This window comes from Candidatus Phytoplasma luffae, from assembly GCF_018024475.1.
Classification (GTDB): Bacteria; Bacillota_I; Bacilli_A; order Acholeplasmatales; family Acholeplasmataceae; genus Phytoplasma; species Phytoplasma luffae.
Genome location: NZ_CP054393.1, coordinates 603767 through 629361 on the forward strand (window position 1 = coordinate 603767; position 25595 = coordinate 629361).

25 protein-coding genes and 1 pseudogene are annotated in these 25595 nt (G+C 24.8%); 4 read left to right on the forward strand and 22 right to left on the reverse strand.

Annotation, left to right across the window (positions count from 1 at the left end):
* Positions 1 to 11 precede the first annotated feature (11 nt).
* The 22 genes and pseudogenes from LFWB_RS03055 to LFWB_RS03160 all read right to left on the reverse strand — a co-directional run bounded on the left by LFWB_RS03055 (position 12) and on the right by LFWB_RS03160 (position 21161).
* Positions 12 to 947, reverse strand: a complete 936-nt coding sequence (locus LFWB_RS03055) for a tyrosine-type recombinase/integrase (protein ID WP_210954588.1) — start codon at positions 945 to 947, stop codon at positions 12 to 14.
* Positions 948 to 2139: 1192 nt separating this feature from the next.
* Complete coding sequence (locus LFWB_RS03060) at positions 2140 to 3084, reverse strand: IS3 family transposase (RefSeq protein WP_210954511.1); 945 nt, start codon at positions 3082 to 3084, stop codon at positions 2140 to 2142.
* A 519-nt stretch (positions 3085 to 3603) separates the two neighbouring features.
* Positions 3604 to 4239 carry a phase variable surface lipoprotein gene (locus LFWB_RS03065; protein WP_210954510.1) on the reverse strand — a complete coding sequence of 212 codons (636 nt, stop codon included), beginning with the start codon at positions 4237 to 4239 and terminating at the stop codon, positions 3604 to 3606.
* 36 nt (positions 4240 to 4275) lie between these two features.
* Complete coding sequence (locus LFWB_RS03070) at positions 4276 to 5604, reverse strand: toprim domain-containing protein (protein WP_210954509.1); 1329 nt, start codon at positions 5602 to 5604, stop codon at positions 4276 to 4278.
* Positions 5605 to 5615: 11 nt separating this feature from the next.
* A complete protein-coding gene (locus tag LFWB_RS03075; protein ID WP_210954508.1) occupies positions 5616 to 7097 on the reverse strand; it encodes a replicative DNA helicase in 1482 nt (493 codons plus the stop codon).
* Positions 7087 to 7716, reverse strand: coding sequence for a hypothetical protein (locus LFWB_RS03080; RefSeq protein ID WP_210954507.1), 630 nt, complete (start codon positions 7714 to 7716; stop codon positions 7087 to 7089). Before LFWB_RS03080 ends, LFWB_RS03075 begins: the two co-directional genes overlap by 11 nt.
* 173 nt (positions 7717 to 7889) lie before the next feature.
* Positions 7890 to 8537, reverse strand: a pseudogene (tmk, locus tag LFWB_RS03085) (dTMP kinase); the annotation flags it as partial.
* Positions 8538 to 8584: 47 nt separating this feature from the next.
* The gene (locus tag LFWB_RS03090) at positions 8585 to 9943 is read right to left on the reverse strand and encodes a hypothetical protein (RefSeq protein ID WP_246454212.1); all 1359 of its coding nucleotides are present in this window, start codon (positions 9941 to 9943) and stop codon (positions 8585 to 8587) included.
* Between the two features lie 274 nt (positions 9944 to 10217).
* The gene (locus LFWB_RS03095) at positions 10218 to 10553 is read right to left on the reverse strand and encodes an SVM family protein (RefSeq protein ID WP_210954589.1); all 336 of its coding nucleotides are present in this window, start codon (positions 10551 to 10553) and stop codon (positions 10218 to 10220) included.
* A 22-nt stretch (positions 10554 to 10575) separates the two neighbouring features.
* A complete protein-coding gene (locus LFWB_RS03100) occupies positions 10576 to 11361 on the reverse strand; it encodes a hypothetical protein (protein ID WP_210954531.1) in 786 nt (261 codons plus the stop codon).
* Positions 11362 to 11460: 99 nt separating this feature from the next.
* Positions 11461 to 13086 (reverse strand): DNA double-strand break repair protein Rad50, encoded by a 1626-nt coding sequence (locus LFWB_RS03105; protein WP_210954590.1) that lies wholly within the window; start codon positions 13084 to 13086, stop codon positions 11461 to 11463.
* A gap of 3 nt (positions 13087 to 13089) precedes the next feature.
* Positions 13090 to 14286, reverse strand: a complete 1197-nt coding sequence (locus LFWB_RS03110) for an AAA family ATPase (protein WP_210954909.1) — start codon at positions 14284 to 14286, stop codon at positions 13090 to 13092.
* A 68-nt stretch (positions 14287 to 14354) separates the two neighbouring features.
* Complete coding sequence (locus tag LFWB_RS03115) at positions 14355 to 14960, reverse strand: hypothetical protein (RefSeq protein ID WP_210954488.1); 606 nt, start codon at positions 14958 to 14960, stop codon at positions 14355 to 14357.
* Complete coding sequence (locus LFWB_RS03120; protein ID WP_210954487.1) at positions 14960 to 15256, reverse strand: hypothetical protein; 297 nt, start codon at positions 15254 to 15256, stop codon at positions 14960 to 14962. The genes LFWB_RS03115 and LFWB_RS03120 overlap by 1 nt, the downstream gene beginning before the upstream one ends.
* A gap of 114 nt (positions 15257 to 15370) precedes the next feature.
* Positions 15371 to 16006, reverse strand: a complete 636-nt coding sequence (locus LFWB_RS03125; protein ID WP_210954501.1) for a YqaJ viral recombinase family nuclease — start codon at positions 16004 to 16006, stop codon at positions 15371 to 15373.
* Positions 16007 to 16231 carry a hypothetical protein gene (locus tag LFWB_RS03130; protein WP_210954908.1) on the reverse strand — a complete coding sequence of 75 codons (225 nt, stop codon included), beginning with the start codon at positions 16229 to 16231 and terminating at the stop codon, positions 16007 to 16009.
* Positions 16224 to 16664: a hypothetical protein gene (locus LFWB_RS03135; RefSeq protein ID WP_210954485.1), complete on the reverse strand. Its 441-nt coding sequence runs from the start codon at positions 16662 to 16664 to the stop codon at positions 16224 to 16226. The genes LFWB_RS03130 and LFWB_RS03135 overlap by 8 nt, the downstream gene beginning before the upstream one ends.
* Before the next feature lie 12 nt (positions 16665 to 16676).
* Positions 16677 to 16967, reverse strand: coding sequence for an HU family DNA-binding protein (locus LFWB_RS03140; protein WP_210954484.1), 291 nt, complete (start codon positions 16965 to 16967; stop codon positions 16677 to 16679).
* A 15-nt stretch (positions 16968 to 16982) separates the two neighbouring features.
* A complete protein-coding gene (locus LFWB_RS03145; RefSeq protein WP_210954483.1) occupies positions 16983 to 17306 on the reverse strand; it encodes a single-stranded DNA-binding protein in 324 nt (107 codons plus the stop codon).
* A gap of 4 nt (positions 17307 to 17310) precedes the next feature.
* Positions 17311 to 17931, reverse strand: coding sequence for a sigma-70 family RNA polymerase sigma factor (locus tag LFWB_RS03150; protein WP_210954482.1), 621 nt, complete (start codon positions 17929 to 17931; stop codon positions 17311 to 17313).
* 428 nt (positions 17932 to 18359) lie between these two features.
* Positions 18360 to 19703 (reverse strand): pyruvate kinase, encoded by a 1344-nt coding sequence (gene pyk, locus LFWB_RS03155; protein ID WP_210954591.1) that lies wholly within the window; start codon positions 19701 to 19703, stop codon positions 18360 to 18362.
* A gap of 57 nt (positions 19704 to 19760) precedes the next feature.
* Positions 19761 to 21161, reverse strand: a complete 1401-nt coding sequence (locus LFWB_RS03160) for a 2-hydroxycarboxylate transporter family protein (protein ID WP_210954592.1) — start codon at positions 21159 to 21161, stop codon at positions 19761 to 19763.
* 490 nt (positions 21162 to 21651) lie between these two features.
* Here LFWB_RS03160 and trmD point away from each other — a divergent pair, with 490 nt between their 5' ends.
* The 4 genes from trmD to sufU all read left to right on the forward strand — a co-directional run bounded on the left by trmD (position 21652) and on the right by sufU (position 25494).
* On the forward strand, positions 21652 to 22377 hold the full coding sequence (gene trmD / locus LFWB_RS03165; protein ID WP_210954593.1) for a tRNA (guanosine(37)-N1)-methyltransferase TrmD: 726 nt from the start codon (positions 21652 to 21654) through the stop codon (positions 22375 to 22377).
* Between the two features lie 135 nt (positions 22378 to 22512).
* Positions 22513 to 23781, forward strand: a complete 1269-nt coding sequence (gene tyrS / locus LFWB_RS03170) for a tyrosine--tRNA ligase (RefSeq protein ID WP_210954594.1) — start codon at positions 22513 to 22515, stop codon at positions 23779 to 23781.
* Between the two features lie 26 nt (positions 23782 to 23807).
* Positions 23808 to 25004, forward strand: a complete 1197-nt coding sequence (locus LFWB_RS03175) for an aminotransferase class V-fold PLP-dependent enzyme (RefSeq protein WP_210954595.1) — start codon at positions 23808 to 23810, stop codon at positions 25002 to 25004.
* A gap of 49 nt (positions 25005 to 25053) precedes the next feature.
* A complete protein-coding gene (gene sufU / locus LFWB_RS03180) occupies positions 25054 to 25494 on the forward strand; it encodes a Fe-S cluster assembly sulfur transfer protein SufU (RefSeq protein ID WP_210954596.1) in 441 nt (146 codons plus the stop codon).
* The last annotated feature ends 101 nt before the right edge of the window (positions 25495 to 25595 follow it).

A 25595-nucleotide genomic window follows, 5' to 3' on the forward strand; every position in this document is an offset into this window, starting at 1 on the left:
AATTACCTTTTTTATTTTTTATTTAAATATTTTTTATAAATATTTCGAGGATGATTATTTATAAATTGTTCTTTTAAAAAAACATCAGAAACATAAGTGTAAATTTGTGTAGTTTTTAAATGAGAATGACCTAATAATTCTTGAACCACTCTTAAATCCGCTCCTTTGTTTAATAAAACAGTAGCAAAAGCATGCCTAAAAGCATGAGGATAAACAGAATGTGAAGAACCTATTTTTTTATTAATTTTATTTAAAATAAATCTAATCCCTTTTTCTGTTAATCCATCTCCTTTATAATTAATTAATAAAAAATTATTTTGCTCATTGATAATTTTTTTTTTCTTTTTTAATAATTGAATTCTAGTATTTATTAGATAATATTTCAACATTTCAAATAAATTTTTATGTAAAGGGATGAATCTTTCTTTTCTGCCTTTGCCATAAACTAAAATTTGTTCATCATCTAAATAAATATCATTCACTTTAAGGTTGATCAATTCACTAACTCTCAAACCACAACTATAAAGCAAATCCAAAATAATATAATTGCGATAACCCAAAGGGTTAGTGATAGAAATAGAATTAAATAATTTTTGAATAAAATTATTTGATAATATTTTAGGTATTTTTTTAGGTATTTTTTTAAATTTTATTAAAGAAAAAATATTATATTTAAAATGATATCTTTCTATTAAAAAATTATAAAAAGTTTTTAAAGCGGCTATTTTTCTAATAATACTCGCCCGAGATAATCCTTTAGAACTTAAATAAGTCAAAAATAAACGTGCTTCTTTTTCTTTCGATAAATTGATAAAATTAAAACACATTTTTTTTTGTATTAAAAATTTTTTAAATTCTTCTACATCATGAATATAACTAATGATAGTAAAAGAAGAATAATTGCATTCAATTTTTAAAAAGATTTTGAATTCTTTGATTAAATCCAATTTATCAATAACCTACTTATATATTTATTTTACAAATTTTAAAATAAAGGATTTTTTTAAATTTTTTTTAATTAAATAATTTAAATAAAATTCAATATTTGATATTATAAATATTTTAACATTATTTTAATTAAAAAAAATTAAAAATAAATACTTAATAAACGAAAGAATCATAATTTAAGATTATTTTTATTATAGTTTAGGATGCGAAAAATACTTTTTTAAAAGAAATAAAATCATTTTATATAATTATGTCGTTAATAAATATAATAATTTATATTTTTCTTAATTTAAATTATAATTCTTTTTTTAGATACTTTTGTTTATTAAATAAAGGCAGCAAATAACGTTGATATATCAACCTATCATTATTTCGTCTTATGTCATTTTGGTTATTTAGAATTATTATTATTATTATTATTATTATTTATTTTATTTATTTAAATTGGTTTTTTTTATTAGTATTTTGAAAAAATATAATATCTTTACTTTCCTATTTTAATTTAATTCTTTAATTTTATCAATAAATTATTTTTTTTATTTATTAGTCGTTTTAACCTTAGGAATTTGGTTGTGTTTGTATTCTGGGGCTGGTTTTCCGATTGTTGAGAAATAAGCATTTTTTAAGTCTTGAATGTCGATTGCTTTACAACCACAAGAGTTATGTAAATGTTCTTTTTCTGGTTTTTTCTTATCTTCAAAAGCTTTTACAATAGCTTCGTTATTTTTGTAGCGTGTTTCGTGTTCTGGATGAATACAAGAAATTTTATTTTCTTCATCAGCGATTGCACGAGAGATTGATTGGTTCTGAGCTTCTTTAACTAAGTTATCTAATGTACGGTAAACTCTTTTTTGCGCTGTTCCATTTTTTTGGACATATTTTAATTTTAAAATTGTTCTTTAAAACTTAAAATTAAGTAGATAATTTCATATCTTTTCAAACTAACAAAGTTGTTTTTAATTAAATTAAAAAGTGTCTAAAGTTTTTTAATAATTTGCTAGTTTCAAAAGATATTTTTTTCAATATTTTACCCTTCCATATATATAGTTAGGTAAAAAAAGTTAAAAAGGTGTCTACAAAATAAAAAGAAAATAATCTTTTATATAATTTTAATATTTTTCTTAAAAAAAGGGTGCAGAAAAGTAACCTTTTTTATAAGGTTATATTATTTATGTAAATTTAACTAATAATTTATCTAAGAGTTTGAAAATATTGTAAAGGGGATAAATTATTTAATTTAGTTAAAAGCCATTTATGATTCCAAAAAGAAGGAAATTGATTAATTATTTTTGTGATTTTTGGAATTGTTTTTTGAAATAAAAAAGGATGACGATGATATAAAATACTTTTCATTTGGCCGAACAGATTTTCAATTACTGCGTTATCACGTGGAGTGGCTTTGCGGGACATGCTGATTAAAAAACCTTTTTTAGTTAGGATTTGTTGAACTTTTAGAGATTGATAAACTGAACCTTGATCAGAATGAATAATACAAGGTTTTTTTAATTTAGGTAATTTTTGGATTGTTTTTAATACTAAATCTTTATTTTGACAATTAGAAGTATGTGAAGCGATAATTTGATTATTAAAAGAATCTATAACACAAGAAAAATATAAAAAACCTTGAGGAGTTTTAAAATAAGTAATATCAGTGAATAGTTTTTGTAGGGGTCGAGATGAAATAAATTCTTGATTGATTAAGTTAGGTACTATTTTAATTTTATTTTGTAAATTATTTTTATAATGATGTTTATTTTTTTTAATTCTTAACCGACAAAAAATATTTTTTTCTTTCATAATGAGATAAACTTTTTTCTTAGTAATTGATTCATTGAAAGTTTTTTGGTATAAAACAGTAATTTTATGATGACCGAAAAAATATTCATGATTACAACATAAAGCTTCGATTCTTTTTTGTTGCAAAAGGTATTTTTCTTGTTTTAATTTTAATTGTTCTTTAATTTTTAACCAGTAATAATAAGTACTTCTTTTGATTTGGATAGTTTTTAAAATGGTAGTAAGATTTAAGTTATTTTTAAATTTTTTAACCAAATTAAAAACTATTTTTTTATCAATTTTAGTTATTTTTTCAATCATTTTTTGCAATAATTTGAATTTTTGTTTTAATTTTTTCATTATTAAACACTATTTACCTTATTTTTTTTGATTATATTAATAATTATAATTCAAAAAGGTTTTTAAATCAAAAAAATACCATTAATTTGTTTTATTTTTTAGTTTTGCGCTGATGAAATTGGTAAGGTTTGAAAAAAAAGGGGGGCAGCGCAATGGGGGGATTCTTTATTATTTTTCTTTTTATTATGTATTCTTTTTATTTTTGTTAGCGCTCCAGCGCTTATATTATTTGATTTATATTTTTATAAACAATCTTTTTCCAATGGAAAGGGTTTTAAAAAAGAGATGTTATTTATATCGATAATTAATAATGATTTAAAAAAAAGATATATCGACAATATCAAATATCGAATATCATTATCATTATCGATATAAAATATCAAATATCACTTGTTAAATAAGCTTGTTGCAAAAAGGGTTTTTGGGGGCAGTAAAGTGTCAGTAAAGTGTCAGTAAAGTGTCATAAAAGTGTCATAAAAGTGTCATAAAAGTGTCATAAAAGTGTCATAAAATTGTTAGTTAAATAATTTGTTTTGTTTTAGATATATATTTATATTTGGGATGTAATTTTCTGATGCGATATCCTCGTTTATCTTTGGTAATAAAGAATTTAATGTGTTTTAAATCTTCTAAGCGATAATAAATAATATTTAAACCTTTTTTATAATTGCTTTTTAAAGGTTTATCATATTTATCTTTTTTATGATTATCTAATTTAAATAATTTTAAAGTATCTAATTTATTGATATTGATTTTGCTCATTAATTCTTTTATTTGGTTTTTGGTTTCATTTTTATAATTGATTTGGAAAATATTAAATTGATGTTTAAGGGTATTATTTTGAGTTTTAAGAGGGGTTGAAGGGTTAAGTAATAATTTTGTATTGTCATCTACTTTTATGGCTTTAATTATGTCTATTTTGTATTTTTTAATTTCTTCTAAGATTTTTGGATCTATAAATAAAGTTTGATTTTTAGGGCGATAATTAGCTTCTTGGTAGGTATTTTTCTTTTTGGAATGATTAATAATGGTGAGGTTAATTAAATCTTCTTTTAAAGTTTTCAAAAAGTGTTTGATTTGTTCTAAATCAGTGGGAGTATTTTGTTTATTAATTTCACCTCCGATTCTAATTTCTTGATTGGTATTGTTTTGCATTATTTTATTTCTCCTTTTTTTAAATTAATTAATAAATTATTCGTTAATTACTTCTACTTTATCTTTGCCAAAGTAATATATAGCTAAATCTACTATTTGTTTCTTTTTGGCCGCTTCGTAAGAAATATATGGGTCTAAGAAACATTTTTGATAAGCTTGGATTCCATATTGTTTAAATAAATCATCGACATCTTTACAAGTTTGATTATAAGGTGGTAAAATGTGTCTAATTTCATAGATAATATTTTCTTTTTTTAATTGTTCACCTAATAATTCACTACGTTTTTTTCCTGTTTCGTCATTGTCTAAGGCAATAATGATTTTAATATTTTCTTTTTTAAGAATGTCTATTTGTGTTTGAGAAAATAATTGTGTGACACAAATTAATCCCACAACGTTTTTAATTCCATTTTGCCAACAACTAATGACATCAAAAAAGCCTTCATGAACAATCATAATTTTAGTTTGTTTAATGCAAGGGAATGCTTCAAAGAAACGATAACTAAAATGAAAAGTGGGGGTTTGGCTGAAATTATTAAGAGATTGATATTTGGGTTGAAAATAGCTAGTATCGCAAAAATGGTTTTGATAAAAGTGAAATGTTTTAGCATATCCATTTTCAATCGGGATAATGATAGAACCATGAAAAGTATCATGATAATATTTTTTTCCTTTGAAATTAGTTTTTTCTTTGATAAAACCATATTCTACTAATTTATCAATATTAACATTTTTCTTTTTTAAGAAATTGATTAATCTAAAAGATAATGGTTTATTTGATAATGGAGCATAACCTAATTTAAATTCTTTAATTGTTTCTAAATTTAATTGGCGCTTTTGTGTTAAATAATCTAATCCTATTTTCCTTTCATCATTTTGATTGGATGTTAACAAATAATTATAATAATCTCTTATTTGATTAAATAAGGGAGATATTTCTTTGAATAATTGTGTTTTTTTGATATTAATTTCTGTTTCATCTATTGGGTTATGGGGTTTGGGAGGATGATATTGTAATTTGAAAGGGTTGGAGGATATTGAGGTGTTAGTTTTTTCTTTATTTGTTAAGATTTCAAATTTTTGAGAATGCATAAAATTTAAAATCTTTTTGACTGCATCGTTAAAGTTTGTGATTCCACGAATTTCTTTATAAACATCAATAATGTCAAAATCGCGACAACATTTCCAACAGTGAATGTTATTGTTATCATTTATATGACAAGTTGTTGGATTTAGACCTTGATGGATGGGACAAGGAAAACGATATTTGCTGTTGAAGTTTGATGGGAGGATGTTTAATTTTTTTAATAAAACTATCATGGGGAAATTAGTTTTGATGTAGTTAATTTTTTCTTGATTATTCATTTTTTTACTCCTTAAAAATCTTCTATTTGGTAAGGTAAAACATAACCTACTTCTTGAAAAGTTTGAGTTGTCATTTTAAAATGATAGACTAAAGTTTTTTTAGTTCCGCTGCGATTTTTTTTAATATTTACTTCAATTATTTTTTGATTATCATTGTCATCAGCTTCTAAATATAGTTGATTTAAGGTTGAAGTATAGATATTTAGGGGTTTGGTGGTATTTTTTTTAATATTTGGGTTAAATTCAGACATAATTAATACTATGTCGGAATTGGTTTCAATTCCGCCAGAGCCTTTTAGTGCGGTGATTTCTGGGGATTTTCCGTTATAATTAGAATAAGTATCTCTTGAAAATTGAGATAAAATGATAATGACAATTTTTAATTCGATGGCGATTTCTTTAATTTTGGTCATGATTTCATCAATGGCTAAACGGTCATTATCCATTTTATTACTCGCTTTTGTGATTTGAAGGTGATCAATGACTACAATTTCTATTTTGGATTCTAAATGAAGACGATACAATAAATCAACAATATAATTAATATTTTTTTCTTGGTCATAACTAAAAGATAAGTTGATATTAGTAAAAAATTGTTTTGCTTGTATCATCTTTTTCGTATAGTGTTGTTGTGTGATATTATCAAAATTTTTATCTAAAATAACATCTAAAGGAATTTGAGTTTGATTAGATAATAAACGATTTAGGTTTTCTTCTGAAGTCATTTCAAAAGAAAAAACCAACATATAAGGATAATGTTGGTTTTCTTGGTATTTAGTTTTGGCTAAATCTAAAAGAAGATTATAGATAAAAGATGTTTTACCTAAACCAGTATAGCCTCCAATGGTGATGATTTGACCTTTTTTGAACCCTTTAGTGGCTTGGTTTAATCCTTTGAAAGTGTCTGATAAACGATAATATTCTTCTTGGATTTTTTGTTTGGAAATGTTGTCGGTTTCAAAGACTTCGGGATAAAGTTTTGTCATTTGGTTCAAGGTTAATAAAGTTTTATCTTTTTTGTTTGGGATAAGATTAATAAAATTTCTTAATTTATCAAAGATTTCTTGGTAGTATAAATGCTTATGATAAAGATCTTGATTATCAAAAGAAGGGTTGATTGTTTTTATTAATTGTTGAAATAAAGTTTCTTGGGTATAAGTATGTTTTAAATTTTCTAAAAGATGTTCATTATGGATATTATTATTGTTTAAAAACATCAAAGATTCATTATTAAAATTTTCTTGAGGATAATGAGTTTGAAGATAAGTTAGTAATTCTTTAATAATTGTCTCTTTGGTTTTGATTTTATCCCAAGGATGAGTTGATTTTTTTTCTAAATATAAATATTTTAAAGCGTTATATATTTTTTGGTGATTGGATTTGGTTAAATATTTAGGGTTGATTATTTGACAATAAAGTTTTAATTTGTTCCACTCCCCTTTTTCGATGTAATTAATAATTTGAATTAAGGCTTGGTGTTCGTTAGTTAACATTTTTATTTAACTCCTTCTTTTTAATTAAATTAATATTGGGAAAAGTGATGAATTCATTCATTAGTAAGGTTTTTAAGAAGAGATTAGCATTATCAGAAAATAAATTAATTACTTTATTAATTGACTGTACTTTACCGTTTTTAATTTTATTATTGAGTTTTTGAGTTTCAACTTCATCGTTTGTTAATAAATAATATTCAAAACGAGTGTCTAGTTTTTTTAGTTGTTGTGCTTCAATGATGGCTTGTTTGTATCGTTCACGAAGGCAAGTTTTGAAATTGAAGGCGATAATGCGTTTGGTTTGTGTGAATAAAACCAAGTCGAATTTGATGTCGGGGATGAAAAATAAATATGATTTAGGATATAAACATTTAATTCCTTTATGGTTTAAATAAAGCAAAATCAGGTATTCGTTAATTTTTCCGCGAATTGATTTTTGGGATTGGGAACAAAAGTTGTTGGTTTCGAAATAATGATTTAATTGAATGTGATTACTTTTCATATATTTATCAATAGTAAGATTCAAAGTTGCTTTGTTGAAAATAAGCTTTATGATTTGAACTGATTTTGAGTTGGTATTTAATTGGTTGATATTAATAAATTCTTGGTTAGTTAACATTTTTAAATTCCTTTCTAAATAAAAAAGACCCTTTTTGAGGGTCTTTGGTTTGTTTTAATAGATTTTTTTAGTACGCCAAGTAATAATTCCATCTTTATGAATTGTTTTGATTTTGCCGTTGCGAAAATAGATATATAAATTACCGTTTTGACATTTTTTCTTTATGATTTTTTTCATTTTATATCTCTTATTAATTTCATAATTTTAGTAACATTTGATTGAAGGGAATCAATACCATTTAGAATTAATTGTTTATTGTTTTGATAATGAGTTAAATAATGATAATAACCTTTATGGACAGTTTGGTGATAAGTTAAGGATTTTTGTTCGATAATATCTAATTGATGGTTTTTTTGGGTTTGTTTTCTTTCTTTACCAATAAGAGGATTAATATCTAGATAAATTAATAAATGAGGTTTAATAAATAATTTTTTATGAGTGATATCAAAAATTTCTTTTAAATCGAAACAAGATTTTGTTTGTTTAAGATAAGGAAATAATTGGTAGGCATATGTTGATGGTAACCAACGGTCTAAGATTATGAGTTGATTTTGTTTTAAATGAGGATAGATGAGTTCTTTTTGGATTTGAGCCATATTAGTGATGCTAAGATAAAAACGAGTAATGTAATCAACTTGGTTATAATTTAAAAATAAATTTCTTATTTCTGTTCCAATAGAACTACTTCCTAAACCTTGATAAATTTTATTATTTATTTTTTGTTTTTTTAGTTTTTGTTGTAATTCTTGAATTAAAGTTGTTTTGCCGCTACCATCTAGTCCTTCAAAAACTATAAGTTTCATTTTTTTCTCCTTTAATTGGGTTTTAGATAATAAAAAAAGACTCTACAAGAGAGTCTTTTAAATTGTTATTTAAAGCTTAATTCAATTCTTTTGGGTGGGGGAGTGGTGTTATAAAAATTATAAAAAATATTAGAATTACCAACACAATTATGACCATTAACAATCCAATCATCAGAGAAAAAACCTGGGACATATTGATACCAACATGTATTTCCATTTTCATCATAAATAATTCTCGATGTTTTTCCAAATTTATTTCTTATTTCTTGAGCTGAATAAGAACATCCATATTGAATGTAACATTGCTTTAACCAATTTATATAAGCATTACGATATTGTTCGGCGAGTTTAATTTGGAGTGTATCATTACAAACTACAAAATAAATACAATCATCAGTTTCTAAACATTGGAATATTTTTTTAATTTGAAAAGGAATATCTATTTTTTTATAAGAAGGAGAAGTTATTTCAATATCCCAATTTCGCTTTTCTGTTTCTTCTTTATATTCACTTTCTTTTATTAAAGGAGGGAAAGTATAAAGGTTGTTTTCTCTTTTCCAATCTCGGATAGTTTGATAAGGGTCTAAAGAGTCAGGGAGTTCAATAATTTTTTTTCTTTTTTGAACATTAAGGAAGAAAAGATAGATGTTTTTGGCACCATTTGAGAGTTTTGTTAAGTCTTCGATAGTATATGATTGAGATTTAATAATATCTTCTTTTATTTGATTGATGCTTTCATTAATTTCATTAATGCTTTCTTGATAGACAGTTTTGAAATGTGTATCTTCACATGAATTTTGTTTTATTATAACTTCTTGTAGAAATTCTTGTTTCCATTCTAATCGGTTTCTTAGAGATTGTATATTTCGATTTTCAGATAATAACCTTATGCCGTCATCAAAATAAATGGCATCAATTTCAAATTCAAATAAAAATTTTCCAAAAGGTAAAGGCAATACTAATCCAGTATGAGGTGTTGCGTTATAACAACCTAGTTTAATTAGTTTTGGTTCTTTAATGATGTTGTTTTTGATTAAATAATTATTAATTGCTTCTTCTTTGTTTTGGTCAGCAAACATTTCAATTATTATTAATTCTATATTTACATTTTCTTCTTGAGGTTTTTGTTTTGTATCCCAAAAGACAAAGGCTTCTTTGATGGCTATTCCGTAATCAAGGAGTTCTTCTAAGGTGAATTCATCATCTTCATCAGGATATTTGATATTAAAAGGGTTATGTCTTGGTTTGAAATAAGCCCCAATTAAACCTGAAGGAGGGTTTTTGAGTTTAGCGTCGAAGAAAGTGTAATCATAAGGATTGTAGGAGGGAGTTGAAATATCATAAAGATAAGCTTTGATATTAAAATATTTTAAGATATCAGGGATGCTTTCTTTAGATAAAACAGGAATGTCATATCTTTTCATTTTGGGTTGAGTGGCTAACCATTCTTGTTGAAGGGTTTGGTAGTCAGATAGTTTTATTTTTGATTTAGATTGATGATGAAAATAAGGATGAGCGGAGATAGAAGGACAACAAATTAAAAATAATAATAAATAAATAATGATGAAATATTTAGATAAAGGGAATTTTGATTGATTTTGACATAATTGGTTACCTCCTTTTTTTGGTGTTATGTTTGTCTTGCCGTTATGTGAGTTTGTTAAATAAAAAAGACTCTCTATCGAGAGTCTTAATTAATTATTTTTTGGAGCTATCAGGTTGTTGGGAAGAAGAACCTTCTTCTTTGTTAGTTGGTTTATTTTTGGCTTCTTCTTTAGCCATTTGTTTTAATAAATCTACTGTTTTTGAGTTTGATAATATTTGAATAATTATATTTCTTTCTTCATTAGAACAATTTTCAAGCGTATTATATAAATCAAAATAATTTTTAATATCTTGTTTTTCTATTTCTTTTGATGATGAAATATCTTTTTTAGGACTACCATAAATTTGATTATTAGTAATTAAGAATAATCCTAAACAAATAAATAAAATTGAAGTAAATATAGATAATTGTTTTTTTGATTTAACCATTATTAATAACTCCTTTTATTTTTTATCCCTCAGTCGAGGTGATTGTGTAGATGGAGTTGAGGGAAGATTCAGCTGTTTTTTTATCTTGTTCGATATCCCTATTTAAACTTTTAATTGAATCTTGTTTTAAGTCTTCCATATGTCGGATTTGTTCGGAGTACAAACTGTATTTACTTTCTAGTCCTTCGATTTCAGATTTGATTTCTGAGATTTGTTTGGTTATATTACCTTCTTGGGTTCGCAGTTCTTCTAATGCAGGTCTTTGAGTTTCATCCCACAATTGAAAAACTGATTTTTCTTTTTCTTTTTTTTCACTTGCAACTATTTTTAATTGTTGTTCTAATGATGTTAATTGTTTTTTTAGTTCTTCGATTTGAGAAATTAGGGGTTGGCGTTGGGATTCTAAGTTGTTTATTTTTGTTTGGTATTCGTCAATCCAAGGCTGACGACAATCTTTACAAAATTTTAAATTATTAATTAGTTTTTGTTTTATTTTTTCAATCTCTGTTTTTTCTTCTTCAGAAAGGTCATTTGGTAGTAAGGTATTGTCATCGGATTCTGAGAAAACATAAGTTTTAATTTGGTCGAAACGAGCAGCAGTGGTTTTAATTTTCGGTTGGGGTGTTTCTTCCGTAGAACGTTTTATTTTTGAAGGGATTTGTTGGGGTTTGTTCTCTAAAGGAGATAAATAATTTTTTTCGTTTTGATAATCATTAAATCCTTGATAAAAACCAATTATAATCGCTATTCCAAAAAGAGATGTGATAATAATAGTTACTAAATGTTTTTGAAAAAAATTATTATTCATAAATTTCATTTCCTTTCTGATAATAGTGATTATTATCAAATATTGAAATATGAATATATCACTATTATATAATTTTATGAATAAAATGTTTAAGGAAAATTATTTTTTATTTGGTATCATAACCATTTCAGGGATTTTACCAACTCGTCTAGCTTGAAGGCGTTGTTGGGCGCGGGCATAGTTGGGATTTCTTTGTCTAAAATATTCATCTTCAATTATGGCTTTTTCATCTTGAACTTTTTCTAAATCTAAGGTTAAATTGTATTCATTTTTGTTTAATTCGTTTATTCCTATTATTTTTTTTCGTTGTTGGATTAATTCATCGGTAATTTTTTTATATTCGATGATCCAAGATTTGAATTCATCTTTATTATTTTTAATTAATTTTTCAGAATTTTGTAATTCTTGACCTAATTTATCTTGTTCTATGCGATTATTATATTCTTCTAGCTTTTTTTCGTAATCTTTGTAGTCGGCGTCAAGTTTGGCTAAATCACGGTCGATGTCTTGAGTATACATTTTTAAAGCTTCTTCGGTAATCATTGGTGGATGTTCTTTGTTTTCTTGCGCGACTTCATTATATAAATGCCACAAACGGTGGCCTTCGTGAAGAACTAAAGTAGCTTTTGACATACCTTGAGCGAACTTACGTGTAAAAGTAACTGCTTTGCCCATAATTTTCATACCATATTTAGCGGGGATTAAGTCAGTTACTTTATCAAAAGCTTTGAATCCCCATTTTACTATGTTTCCAGCTGATGCTTCATGTTCTTTTTCATAGGTTTGCATGCGGTTATGCATTTCGCGATATTTTATTTTTAGGGATGTATATAAATCTTTTTCTAATTTGATTTCTTCAAGTTTTTTGGTGATTTGATAAATGTTGGTTTTGATTTCGGATTGTATTTTTTCTTTGGATTTAATGCTATTAAAAAAAGACTTTTCATCATTATTTAATGTATCGTATCTTTTTTCTAAATCTTGTTTTAAGTCTTCCATATGTCGGATTTGTTCGGAGTACAAACTGTATTTACTTTCTAGTCCTTCGATTTCAGATTTGATTTCTGAGATTTGTTTGATTATATTACCTTCTTGGGTTCGCAGTTCTTCTAATCTTTTTCGCAATTTTTGCATTTCAACGTTGTCAGTAGTATTTTTTATTTGTTCTTCCGTTGCTTTAATATTTCTTTCATTATCTTCTTTATCTTTTTCTAACTGAGTTAGCTTGCCTTTTAAGATAGTGATGTTACCTGTTGTGTTTTTTAATTGTTCTTTTATTTCTTTAATTTTTGTTTCATTTTGTTCTAACAATTCATGGATTTGTTCTTTTTGTTTTTGGGAGGATTCTTGGGCATTGTAAAGTTCTTTTAATTCATCTTCACATTTTTTTAATTCACTTTCCCAATTAGTTTTTAATCCTTTGTAATTATTTATTGTATTTTCGTATTTATCGATGGCTTTGTCGATTTTATTGACTAATTGCCCTGCATATTTAGATGATGGTTCTGTTTTATGAAAGAAACATAAATAAATGAAACTTAAAATACCAATTATAATTAAAAAATAAGTTAAATAGCCTTTCCATGATGTTGTTGATTGTTGAGTGGGTGAAAGTTTTCTTTTAAAGAAAACAAATAGACCAAAGATGGTAGTGGCTATTAAAAAACAGGTGAAATAAGATTTAAATGATAAAAATCCTTTGATTAAGTCAAATGGTGTTAACATATATTATTCATCTCCTTTTTGGTTTTTTTCTATTTGGTCTAATATATTTATATTAGGAGAAATTATCATTTTATATGCTTGTTTTAAATCTTCTTTGTTGATTTCATTTCTTCTAGTTTCACCTTGACCTCTGTTTTTCGCAAAGATTGTTACTGTTGTTTTTAAGAGGTTTTCCAAAGTACGATTGGCTTGTTTGAATTGATGGTTTGGCGGTAATATTTCTAAAGCTTCGTTAATGACTTCATATAAGTATTGTTTGGCTTCTTCACTATAAGGGTTTTTACGTTTGTTGATTAAAAATTCTAGGAATTGTTTTCTTTCTTCTTTGTTGCCTGGTTTGACTTCGATATTGTAAGTGAATCTTGATTTGATGGCATCATCGATTTGGTTAATGTGGTTTGTAGCTCCAATGATGAAAATAGGTTTTTCAGGGTTGTTTTTAAAAGATGTCAATTCAGTTTTGAATTGATTCACAACATTGGCAATTTCTGAATCAGTTTCTAAAGTGCTTAAATCAGTAAAGATAGTTTCGCATTCATCTAAAAAGATGATTGCGCCATTGTTTTGGGCTGCTTCTTCGCGAGCTGTCATAAATAAATCTTTGACTAATTGAGGGGCGATACCTTTGTATTTTTGTGAGAATAAAGAGCTGCTTACTTCAAAGAAGGGTAAATTAGTTTCTTTGGCTAAGGATCTTGCGAGAGTGGTTTTTCCTGTTCCAGGGGCTCCATACATTAAAATACCTAGAGGAGATTCGATTTCTCCAATATTTTGGTAGTTTTCTTTGTTGTTGAGATAATCAATAAATCCATCTAATGCTTGTTTTTCTTCTTTGAAACCGATTAGTTGGTTGAATCCTGGGAATTTATTGTTGTTAGAAGGTTTAAATAATAATTCTTCTTGGTTATCGTTCGGGATTATTGTTTTTTCTTGTAATTCTGATGAAGAAAAAGTTTGAATTTTTTCTGGTGATGAATTATTTTTAGTTATTTGGTCTTCTAAATATTTTTTAGTTTCTTGGTTAGTTTTGTTTTGGGTTTCTAATCTTTTATGATGATTTAGGATTTGGGTTTGATTTTCGATTAAAGCTTGATGGTGGATCCAAACTTGAATTCCTAAAAATAAAATGATAGATGTTATAATGATTATTATTAAATTAGTTGGATTTAAATTTTTATTTTGATTTTTTTTAATATTCATTTTCATATTAATACCTTTCTGAAAAATAAAAAAAGACTAATACAAATTTTGTTTAGTCTTTTAATATTTTATTTTGCTAATTGAGCAATTTTGTTTTCGATAGTTTGATTTCCGCCTTCGAAAGATTTACCTTGGGAATCGACTAATTCGTAATCACAAATTAATTCTAATTGAGGGTTTTTGGAATTGATGATTTCTTTTTGTTCGATGCTAATTTGAATTTTAATAATTCCAATACCTTTGTCGTTTAATATCATTTGGGGACGTTTTGTGTCGTCATAATCATTGTTATTAACTTTGAGGCTTATGTTTAAATATTTTTCTGGGTTGTTAAAGGATTGGTTAGTGTTATATTGGGTTGATAATTTTAAATATAAGGGTATTGAAATATCTATTCCATTTGAGTTAAGGATTGCTTCGTGTTCGATAGTAATTAAGTGATTGTATTTTTTTTGGCTTAAGTTAGGAATTGAAATCGGCAAAAGTATTTGATTTTCGTTGTTGCCACCCGTTCGTTCAACAGTGAAAATAGGAAAATCATTTATTAAATTTATTTTTTCTTTTCTTTGTTTGTTAAAGTAATCGTTTAAAGCATAAATTGAGATAATTGAGAAAAATAGAACAATTACAAATGTTATGATAATTAATATTTTATTTTTATTTTGTGTTTTCATTATTTGTTTCCTCCTGAAAAAATTGTTTTAATTAAATCAATAAAATTATTGATTCCTGTTGTTAACCAAGGGATTTGGTTTTGGTAATAAATAACGTTGACATGTAAAATAAAATATAAAATGATAGTTAAATAAGTAATTATTTTTAATAAATTTAGTTTATTGATATTAGGAGTTGGGGGTGAAATGTGATGATTGAGTTTTTTTGTTTCTGGGATTGATATTTTTTGATTTGGGTTTTGGGTTTTGGTTAATTTTTTATTTGGTTTTTTAGTGATAATTATTTTTTTTGACATGTTTTTTCTCCTTTGTATTAATTATTTATTTCTTTGTTACTTTCTAAATTGTTTTTTTCTTAATAATTATTTTTGGTTTTTTTGGATTTTCATTTTTAGTTTCCTTTCTTTTTTTTATATTTTAAATTTACTTAATTTTTTTAAATAAGTTGTCTGTTGTAATTCTTGTTTATTGAGTTTTAATAATTCTAAATACTTTTTGCCGTCTGCAATCATTTGGTTAATAAAATTATTATCTTGATAAACCCTAACAACATGATAATTAGTGTCATTAAAATAAACAAAGAAATAAGCGAATTTAGATTGAGAACAATATAATTGACATTGAACTTGCGCCCAGTAATTAGAAGGGATTTTTTTATGTGAAAAGAAACCATTCCAAGTAGAGGAGATGTTGTTATTTTCATCTACATAAGGACATTTAATTTCTAATAAAGTGTTGGTTTGTTCGTTATAACCGTCAAGACTTGCAGAAAACATATCTAAAGTATCATCAGTAAAGATGGTATCAGGGAATTTTAGATTAGTTATTTTTTCAAAAAAAGTTCTCGCTAGGGGTTCGGTTTTGTTGCCGTGTTCGGTGAATTTATTGCTTGTAAATGTTGTTCCAAATATTTTGTCATGTATTAATTGTTCTAAACTTCTAAATTTGTCATTTCCTGTAATACTTCCTATTTCAGAGGCATTGATATATTTTTTGCGATGATTATACCACTCAGAAGTTCGTTGGTTTAAATTATTAATTTTCATTTAATTATTTTCACTTTCTAAATTATTTTTTTCTTTTGAATTGTTATTTGGGTTTGGAATAATTGAAGATGATTTATTGGGTTTGTTATCTTTTTTAGTTTCATCTGTTTTATTAATTTCTGGTAATGGAAAAAAATTAAAAAAGATTTTTTTGATAATAAACATTAAAGCAGTTGCGAATAGGGCGCCAACGATAAATCCAATGGCGAAATTAAGTTCATTCATTTTCATTTTCCTTTCCGTGAGGTTTGTTGTTGTTTTTTAATTTTAGTATTTTTTTTCTTGCTTTTTTCTCTTGCCAATGAGCAACTTTTACTTTTTGCACTTCTAATTGGGATTGGAGTTTTTCTTGGTTTTCATTTATTTTATCTAGTTTTTTTAATAACTGTTTTTCTAAATATTCTTGTTTGGCGTTTTGGATTTCTAAATTTTGGAGTTTTTTGTTGGGGAAAAAGAGGCCTAAAATCAAATCTTTGACGAAAATCAAAATATTTGCAATTAATTTAAAAATAGGTTTGAAACCAGAGACAATAAGAATAGTGAAAATCGTTGTTTGGATTCCGTCTATTCTTCGTTCAAGGATTTCGGTAGTGCTAAATCCTTTAGAGTAATTTAAGATAAAATTGCTAATTGTTGCAAATAATGAAAAAATAAACATAATTTATTCTCCTTATTTTAATTTAAGGTTTTTGACTTCATCTTTAATAGTTTTAGAAAGTTTAAAATTTACCACAGTTTTTGTAGGGATTTTGAGTTTTTTACCTGTTTGGGGGTTTCTTCCCACGCGGGCTTTTCTTGATTTTAAGATGAATTTGCCAATTGAAGGTGATAATACCACTTCTTCGTTGGATGTGATTGCTTTGATTAAAGCATTTTCGAACGAGTTGTAAAAATCTTGGGTTTGAGTAACCGAAGTTTTATGCATTACTGCGATAGTTTTGATTAATTCTTTTTTTGTCATTTTAGTGACTCCTTTTTAATTTTGGGTTGGGGGGTTATTATCTAAAAAGATAACATTGTTTAAAATAACTTTAGTATTGGTTTTGTTTTGGTTTTCGTTATTAGTGTATTTTTGAATAGATAATGTTCCTTCTATATATATTTTTGAACCTTTGTGTAAATATTTACTCATGTTTTCTGCTTGATTACGAAAGGCAACACAGTGGATGAATTGAACTTTATCTTTATTGTTGATAGCTAAGTTGAAATCAATTTTTGTGATTTGTTCATTATTAATATGAATGTATTGTGATTCTAGGGCGTTAGTGATGCGGCCGATTAATTGAACTTTATTTAACATTTTTTTATTTCTCCATTGGTTTTTTAGGTTTTAATTTTAGAATAGCTATTTTTTTGATGTTGATTATTGTTTGAAGTTTTAAATTTATTTTTAGCGCGATCTCTTGGTTGGTATGAGGTCGTTGATAAGTTTCGTTGATGTTGTCTAAAGTGATACCAAAACTTAAACAAATAATATTAAATCCTGTTTTACTTAATTTCTTTTTTAGTTTTTTTAACAAACATTCGTGATTTGTTTGTTTTAACCATAATTGATGAGGATTGGGGTTGCTGATTTTATAAGGTTGATATTTTTCTTCTTGAAAACTAATATTGTTTGGTTTAGTAGATTTTTGTGGGATTGAAGGAGAATAACTTTTTCTTATTAGTTCATTGATTTCAGATTTAATTGTTGGTTTTGCATAGGCGATAAAGTCATAACCTAAATCTTGGTAATTACTTAGGGCTTTCGTTAATCCTAAAACTCCTTCTTGATATAAATCTTGTTTTTGGAGCAATTTAGGATAATATTTAAATTTACCAACAATTTTATTTATTAATGGCAAATGAAGATCAATTAATTGATCTCTTATTTCTAAATTCTTTTTATTTTTTAAAAAATCTTTAAATAATTTTTTTCTTAACATTTAATCCCTTTCTAAAAACGTTTTTAGAAAAGATATGAAAATTAATTTTATTCTTAGAGAATAAAAAAAGACTAACTTAATAGTTAGCCTTAAATAAATTTTAAAAAACAAAAAGTGTCTAAAGTTTTGGAATACCTCAGACTTATTTAAAGAATTTGAACAATGTTATAAAATTATTTTAGATTATTTATATTCTATTTTGATTTTTATTACAAATATTATTTTAATTTCTATACTAACTGACAAAAAGTTAACTGAGGAAAAAAATAAAATAAAGAATACTAAATAAAATATTAAACATAAGTTTTGATAAATTTTAAATAATAAAAAAAAGATCCATTTTAAAAAATGGATCTTTTTTTATTTTATAGAAAGCAAAATAAATAAAAAACCTAGTTAATAAAAAAACTAGGTTTTAAAAATATTTTTTATAATGATTTAATTTCTATTTTATTTTGTTTAATTAATAATAAATTTTTATTATCATTATCTAAATTATTAATTTTTTCATCTAATTCTTCTTGATTTAAAACAGGTATTACTCCAAAACTTAAAGCTAACATTCTTGCTTCTTTAACATCTGATAATTTAGCAAAAACGCAAATAGAAGGATGGAATTTTGAAATATTATAAGCATCTTCAAAATTATCTACTATAATAGCTTTTATGTCTGAACAATTAGCCATTTCTACAGCTTTTAATAATAATTCTTCTTGTATGTTTTGAGGTTGATAAAAATTAGAATAATATTCGTAATCTACATATTGTTCTGCTTGATGATTTATTTTAGCCATATATTTAACTGATTCTAATGGATAATCACCAGATGCTGATTCACCTGATAACATAGTAGAAGTAGCTCCTTCTTTTGTTGCGTTAAATACATCAGAAATTTCTGCTTTAGTTGGACGAGGGTTTCTTTGCATAGATTCTAACATTTGAGTTGCTACAATAACAGGTTTTCCTTGTTCTAAACATTGTTGAATCATATCTGTTTGATATATAGGAACTAATTCGCCAGGCACTTCGATACCTAGATCTCCTCTAGCAACCATAATACCATCCGAAACTTCAATAATTTCTTCTAAATTATTGATACCTTCTTGGTTTTCTATTTTAGAAATTATTTTAACATGTTCAGCATTATTTTCTACTAAAATTTGTTTAATATCTTTAACGTCTTGTGCATTTCTTACAAAAGAAGCCGCTATAAAATCATAATCTTCTTTCGCTGCAAAAACAATATCTTTATGATCTTTAGAAGAAATAAAATCTATTTGTAAATTAACACTAGGAACATTGATTCCACGACGGGATTTTAAAACATGAGTATTTTTTGCTTTTGTAACTAATTCTTCTTTTTGAATGTTTTTTTCTATAACTTCTAAAGTTAAATAACCATCATCGACATAAATCATATCTCCGACATTTAATTCTTTTATAAAATCTTTATAAGTTACAGAAAAACTATTAGCGTTACCTAAAATTTCTTTAACATAAATTTTAACTAATGAGTCTTTTTCAATAGTAACTAAACCATCAAATTCGTGAGTTCTTACTTCAGGACCTTTTGTATCTAACATTAAACCAACATTTTTTTTTAATTCTTTATTTAAATCTTTTATATTTTTGATTAAAACTTTACTTTTGTCATAATCAGCATGAGTAAAGTTAAAACGAGCAACGCATAAACCAGATTGTATTAATTGTTTTAAAATTTCTTTGTTAGAGGAGGCAGGTCCTAAAGTACAAACCATTTTAGTTTTATTCATTAAAAAATTTATTCCCTTTTTAATTTTATTAAAATAAAAATTATAAATTGTTATACATTAATTATAAACGAAACCAATTAGAATACTTGAAACAGTATAAATTATAGGTCCTACAACTCTAGTAGATATCATAGCGAAAGGTAATAAATCTGAACGTTTAGTAATTTCCATTACTCCAATATTACCAGTCCCACCAATACTATGAGAGGAGATACCTGCAGTTAAAGAGGCTTCAAAAGCGTTAAATTTAAAATATTTAGCTAATAAGAAGGTAATTATAACAGTTGATAATAAAGAAGTTAAAACCATTATTACAACTTTATAATCCATTGCAACTTCTTTTAATACTGAAAATTTAGTAGTTAAACCTAAACCAGCTAAAACAGGTATTGTAAAGTTAGTGCTAATATATTTTCCAGTTTGTGACATGTAATTTTGATTCTCATCAGAAATTAAATTGAAAATTTTAATAAGAACTAAAAATAAAATCACATAAACCATAGCATCTAATTTTAAATTTTTATTTATTTTAGTCATACCAAAATTGATCATTTCACCTACAGAATACAACCCCATAATCAAAATCATACCAATACCGATATTTTTATAATTTAATTGAATTTTATTTTTGCTTAGTTGAGAATTTTTTATTTGGTTTTTTTCTAAAAGTCCTTTTCCACTGAATTTAGTTTTATTAAATATAACAAATAAAATACCAGCTAAAAATATACTTAAAGAACGCGCAAAAACTAAAGGAGCTATAATAATACTTCTTATTGTATCACTTGGTATTTTTTGAAAAATAGTTCCCATTTTTCCATATGCCCAACCATTAATTCCTAAATTAGTACCACCATTAGTCAAAGGAAAACATACAAAAAAAATAGAGTCTAAAAACGAACCTTTACTTTTGTATTGAAGACTTTTATGACATTTATATCCTAAAGCCCAACCGATAGTACCAGTTAAAAGAATAGCTGATGTAACAGTTATCAAAGTTAAAGGAATAAAACGAGAAAGCGATCTTCTTAATAAATTACGATCTACACTTAAAATACTACCAGCGATAACCAAAGTTATAAAAAATTGAGAAAAATTAACACCTAAACCTAAAGAAGTATCATTTGTGTCTGGTTTAGCGAAGAAAGACTTCTTAAAATTATCAGCTACTGTTTTATTAATTATTCCTCTATGAACTAAATAAGAAGGGACTAAAATACATAATAAAAAACCTAATCCTAACTTATTTAAATAAGGAACACTTTGGCCAATAAAATTTAAACCAAACCCTAAGATCATCATTAAAAATAAAGGAGTTAAAATAGGATGCCATAATTTCTTGATATCACCAGGATGATAATTAATTAATACTATATGCGCAGATCCTATTAATAAAAGACCTAAAAATAATAAAGGATGTATACCGAATATATAGTAATCTTTTTTAATTTTAAACATACAACAATTTTCTTTCTTAATATTTTTAATGTAAAATTATTAATAATTTCTTAATGAATCTTACTATAAAATTAAAACAATTTTTTTAATAATTGTCAATATTATATTGAAAATTATTAATTTATTAATAAATAATAAAATTGCACATATTTATTATAAAACTAATTAATATAATTTGTTAAATTATATGTCAAATATGAAACATGATAAAGTAATAAAAGTAACATAAATATATTACTTTTGACAAATTTTTTTATTTTAAATTTATTTTATAAAATTATTAAATTTATTTAGTTGTTAAAAATTATATTGACAGTTTTTAAAATTTAACTTATAATATAATAGATGATATTTTTATATTTTAAAATTAATGAATTAATTTTAAGAGGCGGATTTAATTTTTTTATTTTTAATAATTATAATAAACACTTAATATTAATCTGTTTTTCAACATTTTTTTCAAAAGACATTTAAAAATGGTAAAAATTATATGAAAATTGATGTAATTACTATTTTTCCTCATTTTTTTGATATTTTTTTAAATACATCTATAATTAAAAGAGCTATTGAAAAAAAAAAAGTTCACATTCAAATGCATGATTTAAGAAAATATAGCCAAAGGAAACATCAACAAATAGATGATACTCCATATGGAGGTGATCATGGTATGATTTTAGCTTTCCCTCCTTTTTATGAATGTTTGAAAAAAATAAAAACTGATAAAAGTCAAGTAGTTTTATTATCGCCACAAGGAAAAGTTTTAAACCAAAAGAAAGCTAATTATTATGTTCAAAATTATTATCATTTGATTCTTTTATGCGGCCATTATGAAGGAATAGATGCGAGAATAATCGAACATATAGATGAAGAAATTTCGATTGGCGATTATGTTTTAACAGGTGGCGAAATAGCAGCTACAGTTATTATAGATACTTTAACACGTTTGTTGCCAGGAGTAATAAAAAAAGAATCTTATTTAGAAGATTCACATCAAAATATAATTTTAAAATATCCACAATATACTAAACCAAAAGAATATAAAGGATACAAAGTTCCTGATGTACTTATTTCAGGTAATCATGAAAAAATTAAACAATGGCGCCAAGAACAAAGTTTAAAAATTACTTGGTTAAAAAGACCAGATTTATTATCTAAAATATCTTTAAATGAAAAACAAGAAAAATTGTTAAATAAAATTAAAAAAGAAAAAAAATAACTTTTTATATTTTGAAAAATTTTTACTTATTATCTAATTCGATTAAATAAATAAAATATTAATTTTTATCTACTTTATTTTTTTTATAAAAATACAAATTAATATATTTTTAATTATTATTAACCAGGAGTAATTATGTTATTGTTTGAAGAATTAAAATGGCGTTATTTAATCAAAGATTGTAGCGATCAGGTTCAACTAGAAAAAACATTGAATACCAAAAAAATTAATTTTTATTGCGGTATAGATCCGACATCTACTTCTTTAACTGTTGGACATTTAGTCCAAATTATAACTGCTTTACTTCTTAAAAAACATGGTCATACTCCTTTTATTGTTATTGGAGGAACAACTTGTTTAATTGGAGATCCAAAAGAAAAAGAAGAAAGGAAATTATTAAAACCTAGTCAAATTATTGAAAATGTTAATAAAATTAAAAAACAATTAAAAAAATTATTATTTAATAAAGGAGTTGTTTTTGTTAATAATTTCGATTGGCTTTCTAAAATAGATTTAATAACTTTTTTAAGAACTTATGGAAAAAATTTTAATATCAACTATATGTTGTCAAAAGACATTATCTCTAAAAGATTAGATAAAGGGATTTCTTATACTGAATTTTCTTATATGATTTTACAAGCGATTGATTTTCATAATTTATATTGCAATTATAAAGTACAAATGCAATTTGGTGGTTCAGATCAATGGGGCAATATCACTAGCGGTTTAGAATTGATTCGAAAGTTAGAAGGTAAAAAAACATTAGATGAAAAACCTTTAGGAATGAGTACACATCTTTTATTAAAAAGAGATGGTACTAAATTTGGAAAAAGCGAACAAGGAACTTTATGGTTGGATCCAAAATTAACTAATCCTTATCAAATTTACCAATATTTTATTAACACTGAAGATGAAGAAGTTATTCGTTATCTAAAAAGTTTAACTTTGTTATCACCAAACGAAATTATAGAATTAGAAAAAGATAATAAAATTAATCCTCAAAATAAATTAGCTCAAAAAAAATTAGCTGAAGAAATAGTGATTTTTTTACATGGCGAAAAAGAATTAAAAAAATGTTTAGAAGTGAACAAAGTTTTATTTGGGAATCAAAATAAACCAATTAAAGAAACAATTTATATTCTTTTAGAAAAAATTTTATTTTCTCATCGCGCAAAAGAAGATATAAAGTTAATAGACGCTTTAGTTAAAACTAAATTAGCTTCATCTAAAACAGAAGCTCGTCAATTAATTTCCGTTGGATCAATTCAAATTTTTAATAAAAAAGTAACTGAAATAAATTTTGTTTTAAAACAAAAAGAAGCTGTATATGAACGTTATTTTTTATTAAAAAAAAGTAAAAAACATAACGCTTTAATTGTTTTTGAATCTATTAAAATTGATTAAAAAAAAGGATTTGATTAAAATTTTATATGAAAGATAATATATACCGTTGTTTATTTCCTATATTTCAAAAATATCCTGATTTAGTTTATTTAGAATCAAGCGCCACCTCATTAAAACCACAGATTTTAATTGATTCTTTAAATAATTTTTATAAATTTAATGGATTAGGAAATAAATCTTTTGGTTTTTTATCACAAGAAAATAGTCAAAAAATTATAGAAACTCGTAAATTAGTAGCTCAATTTATTAACTCCGAACCAGAAGAAATTATTTTCACAAAAGGAAGCACAGACGGATTAAATCAAATTGCCTTCGGTTTAACTCATTTAATTAAAGAAGGAGATGAAATTATTGTTTCTGATTTAGAACATAATTCTTCTTTATTACCTTGGATGAGAATAGCTAAACAAAAAAAAGCTAAACTAGTTTTTATTCCTTTAAATGAACAATATAAAATAACATTAGAAAATTTTAAAAAAGTTTTGAATTCTAAAACTAAAATAGTAGCTTTAATACATGTTTCACATATCTTAGGATATATAACACCAATAGAAGAAATTGTAAAAGAAACTAGGCGTTTCCAAACAATAATAATTTTAGATACTACTCAATCACCAGGGCATATACCTTTAGATGTGAAAAAATTAGGAATCGATTTAATGGTTTTTACTTCTCATAAAATGTATGGTCCTTTTGGGTTAGGAATTTTATTTGGCAAAAAAAAAATACTATCAGAAATGAAACCACTTTTTGTCGGTGGTAGAATGGCTCAAAACGTTTTAAAAGATGATTTTGAAATTTCAACTATTCCTGATAGATTTGAAGCTGGTACACCAAATTTGTCAGCGATTATTCCTTTTAAAGATACTTTAGAATGGTTAATATCTTTAGGATTTGATAATATAAAAAAATATGAAGAAGAACTTTATAATTTTTTACTTGAAAAAATAAAAAAAATAAAAGATATTATAATTTATAATGAAAAACCAGATATTGGGATAGTGACTTTTAATTTAAAAAATATTCATTCTCATGATGTTGCTAGTTTTTTAGCAGAAAATAATATTTATGTTAGTCATGGAAATATTTGTTCTCATTTAGCAGTTAATAAAATGAAAACTAATAATGTTGTGCGCGTTTCTTTAGGGATTTATAACAATAAACAAGATATTATAACTTTTATTAAATGTTTAACCGAAGTACAAAATATTTACCAAAGATAATATAATTTTAAATATATTGTTCCAAATATTGAAATAAAAAGAGTTTTTTATGGATCAAAACCAAATTTATCGTAAATTGATTTTAAAACATTACAAAAAACCTCAAAATGAAGGTTATATAGAGGATAAACGTTATTTGATATCTTCTAAAAGTAATATTTCTTGTGGGGATTCTATCGCTATACAAGTTTATATAGATAATTATTCAATAATAGATATTAAATTTACAGCTAATGGATGTTCATTATTGATTGCTTCAGCTTCTTTAATGACAACTATTATCAAAAAACAAAAATTAATGAAATCTTTAGAGCAAATAAATCTTTTTTTAAAAACTTTAGAAACCAAAGATTATATAAATCCTGATTTAAATACAGAACTAAAAGTTTTTGAATTAATCAAAAATTTTCCTAGTAAAATAAATTGTGTAGCTATGCCTTGGCAAACTTTATTACAATTATTAAATGATATTAATACATTCCAAAACTAAAATAAACCTATATATTAATTTTTCAAATAATTAATTATATAGGTTTATTATTTTATATAATGTATTTTTAGTTAACGGCGACATATAAATTAGATGAAATT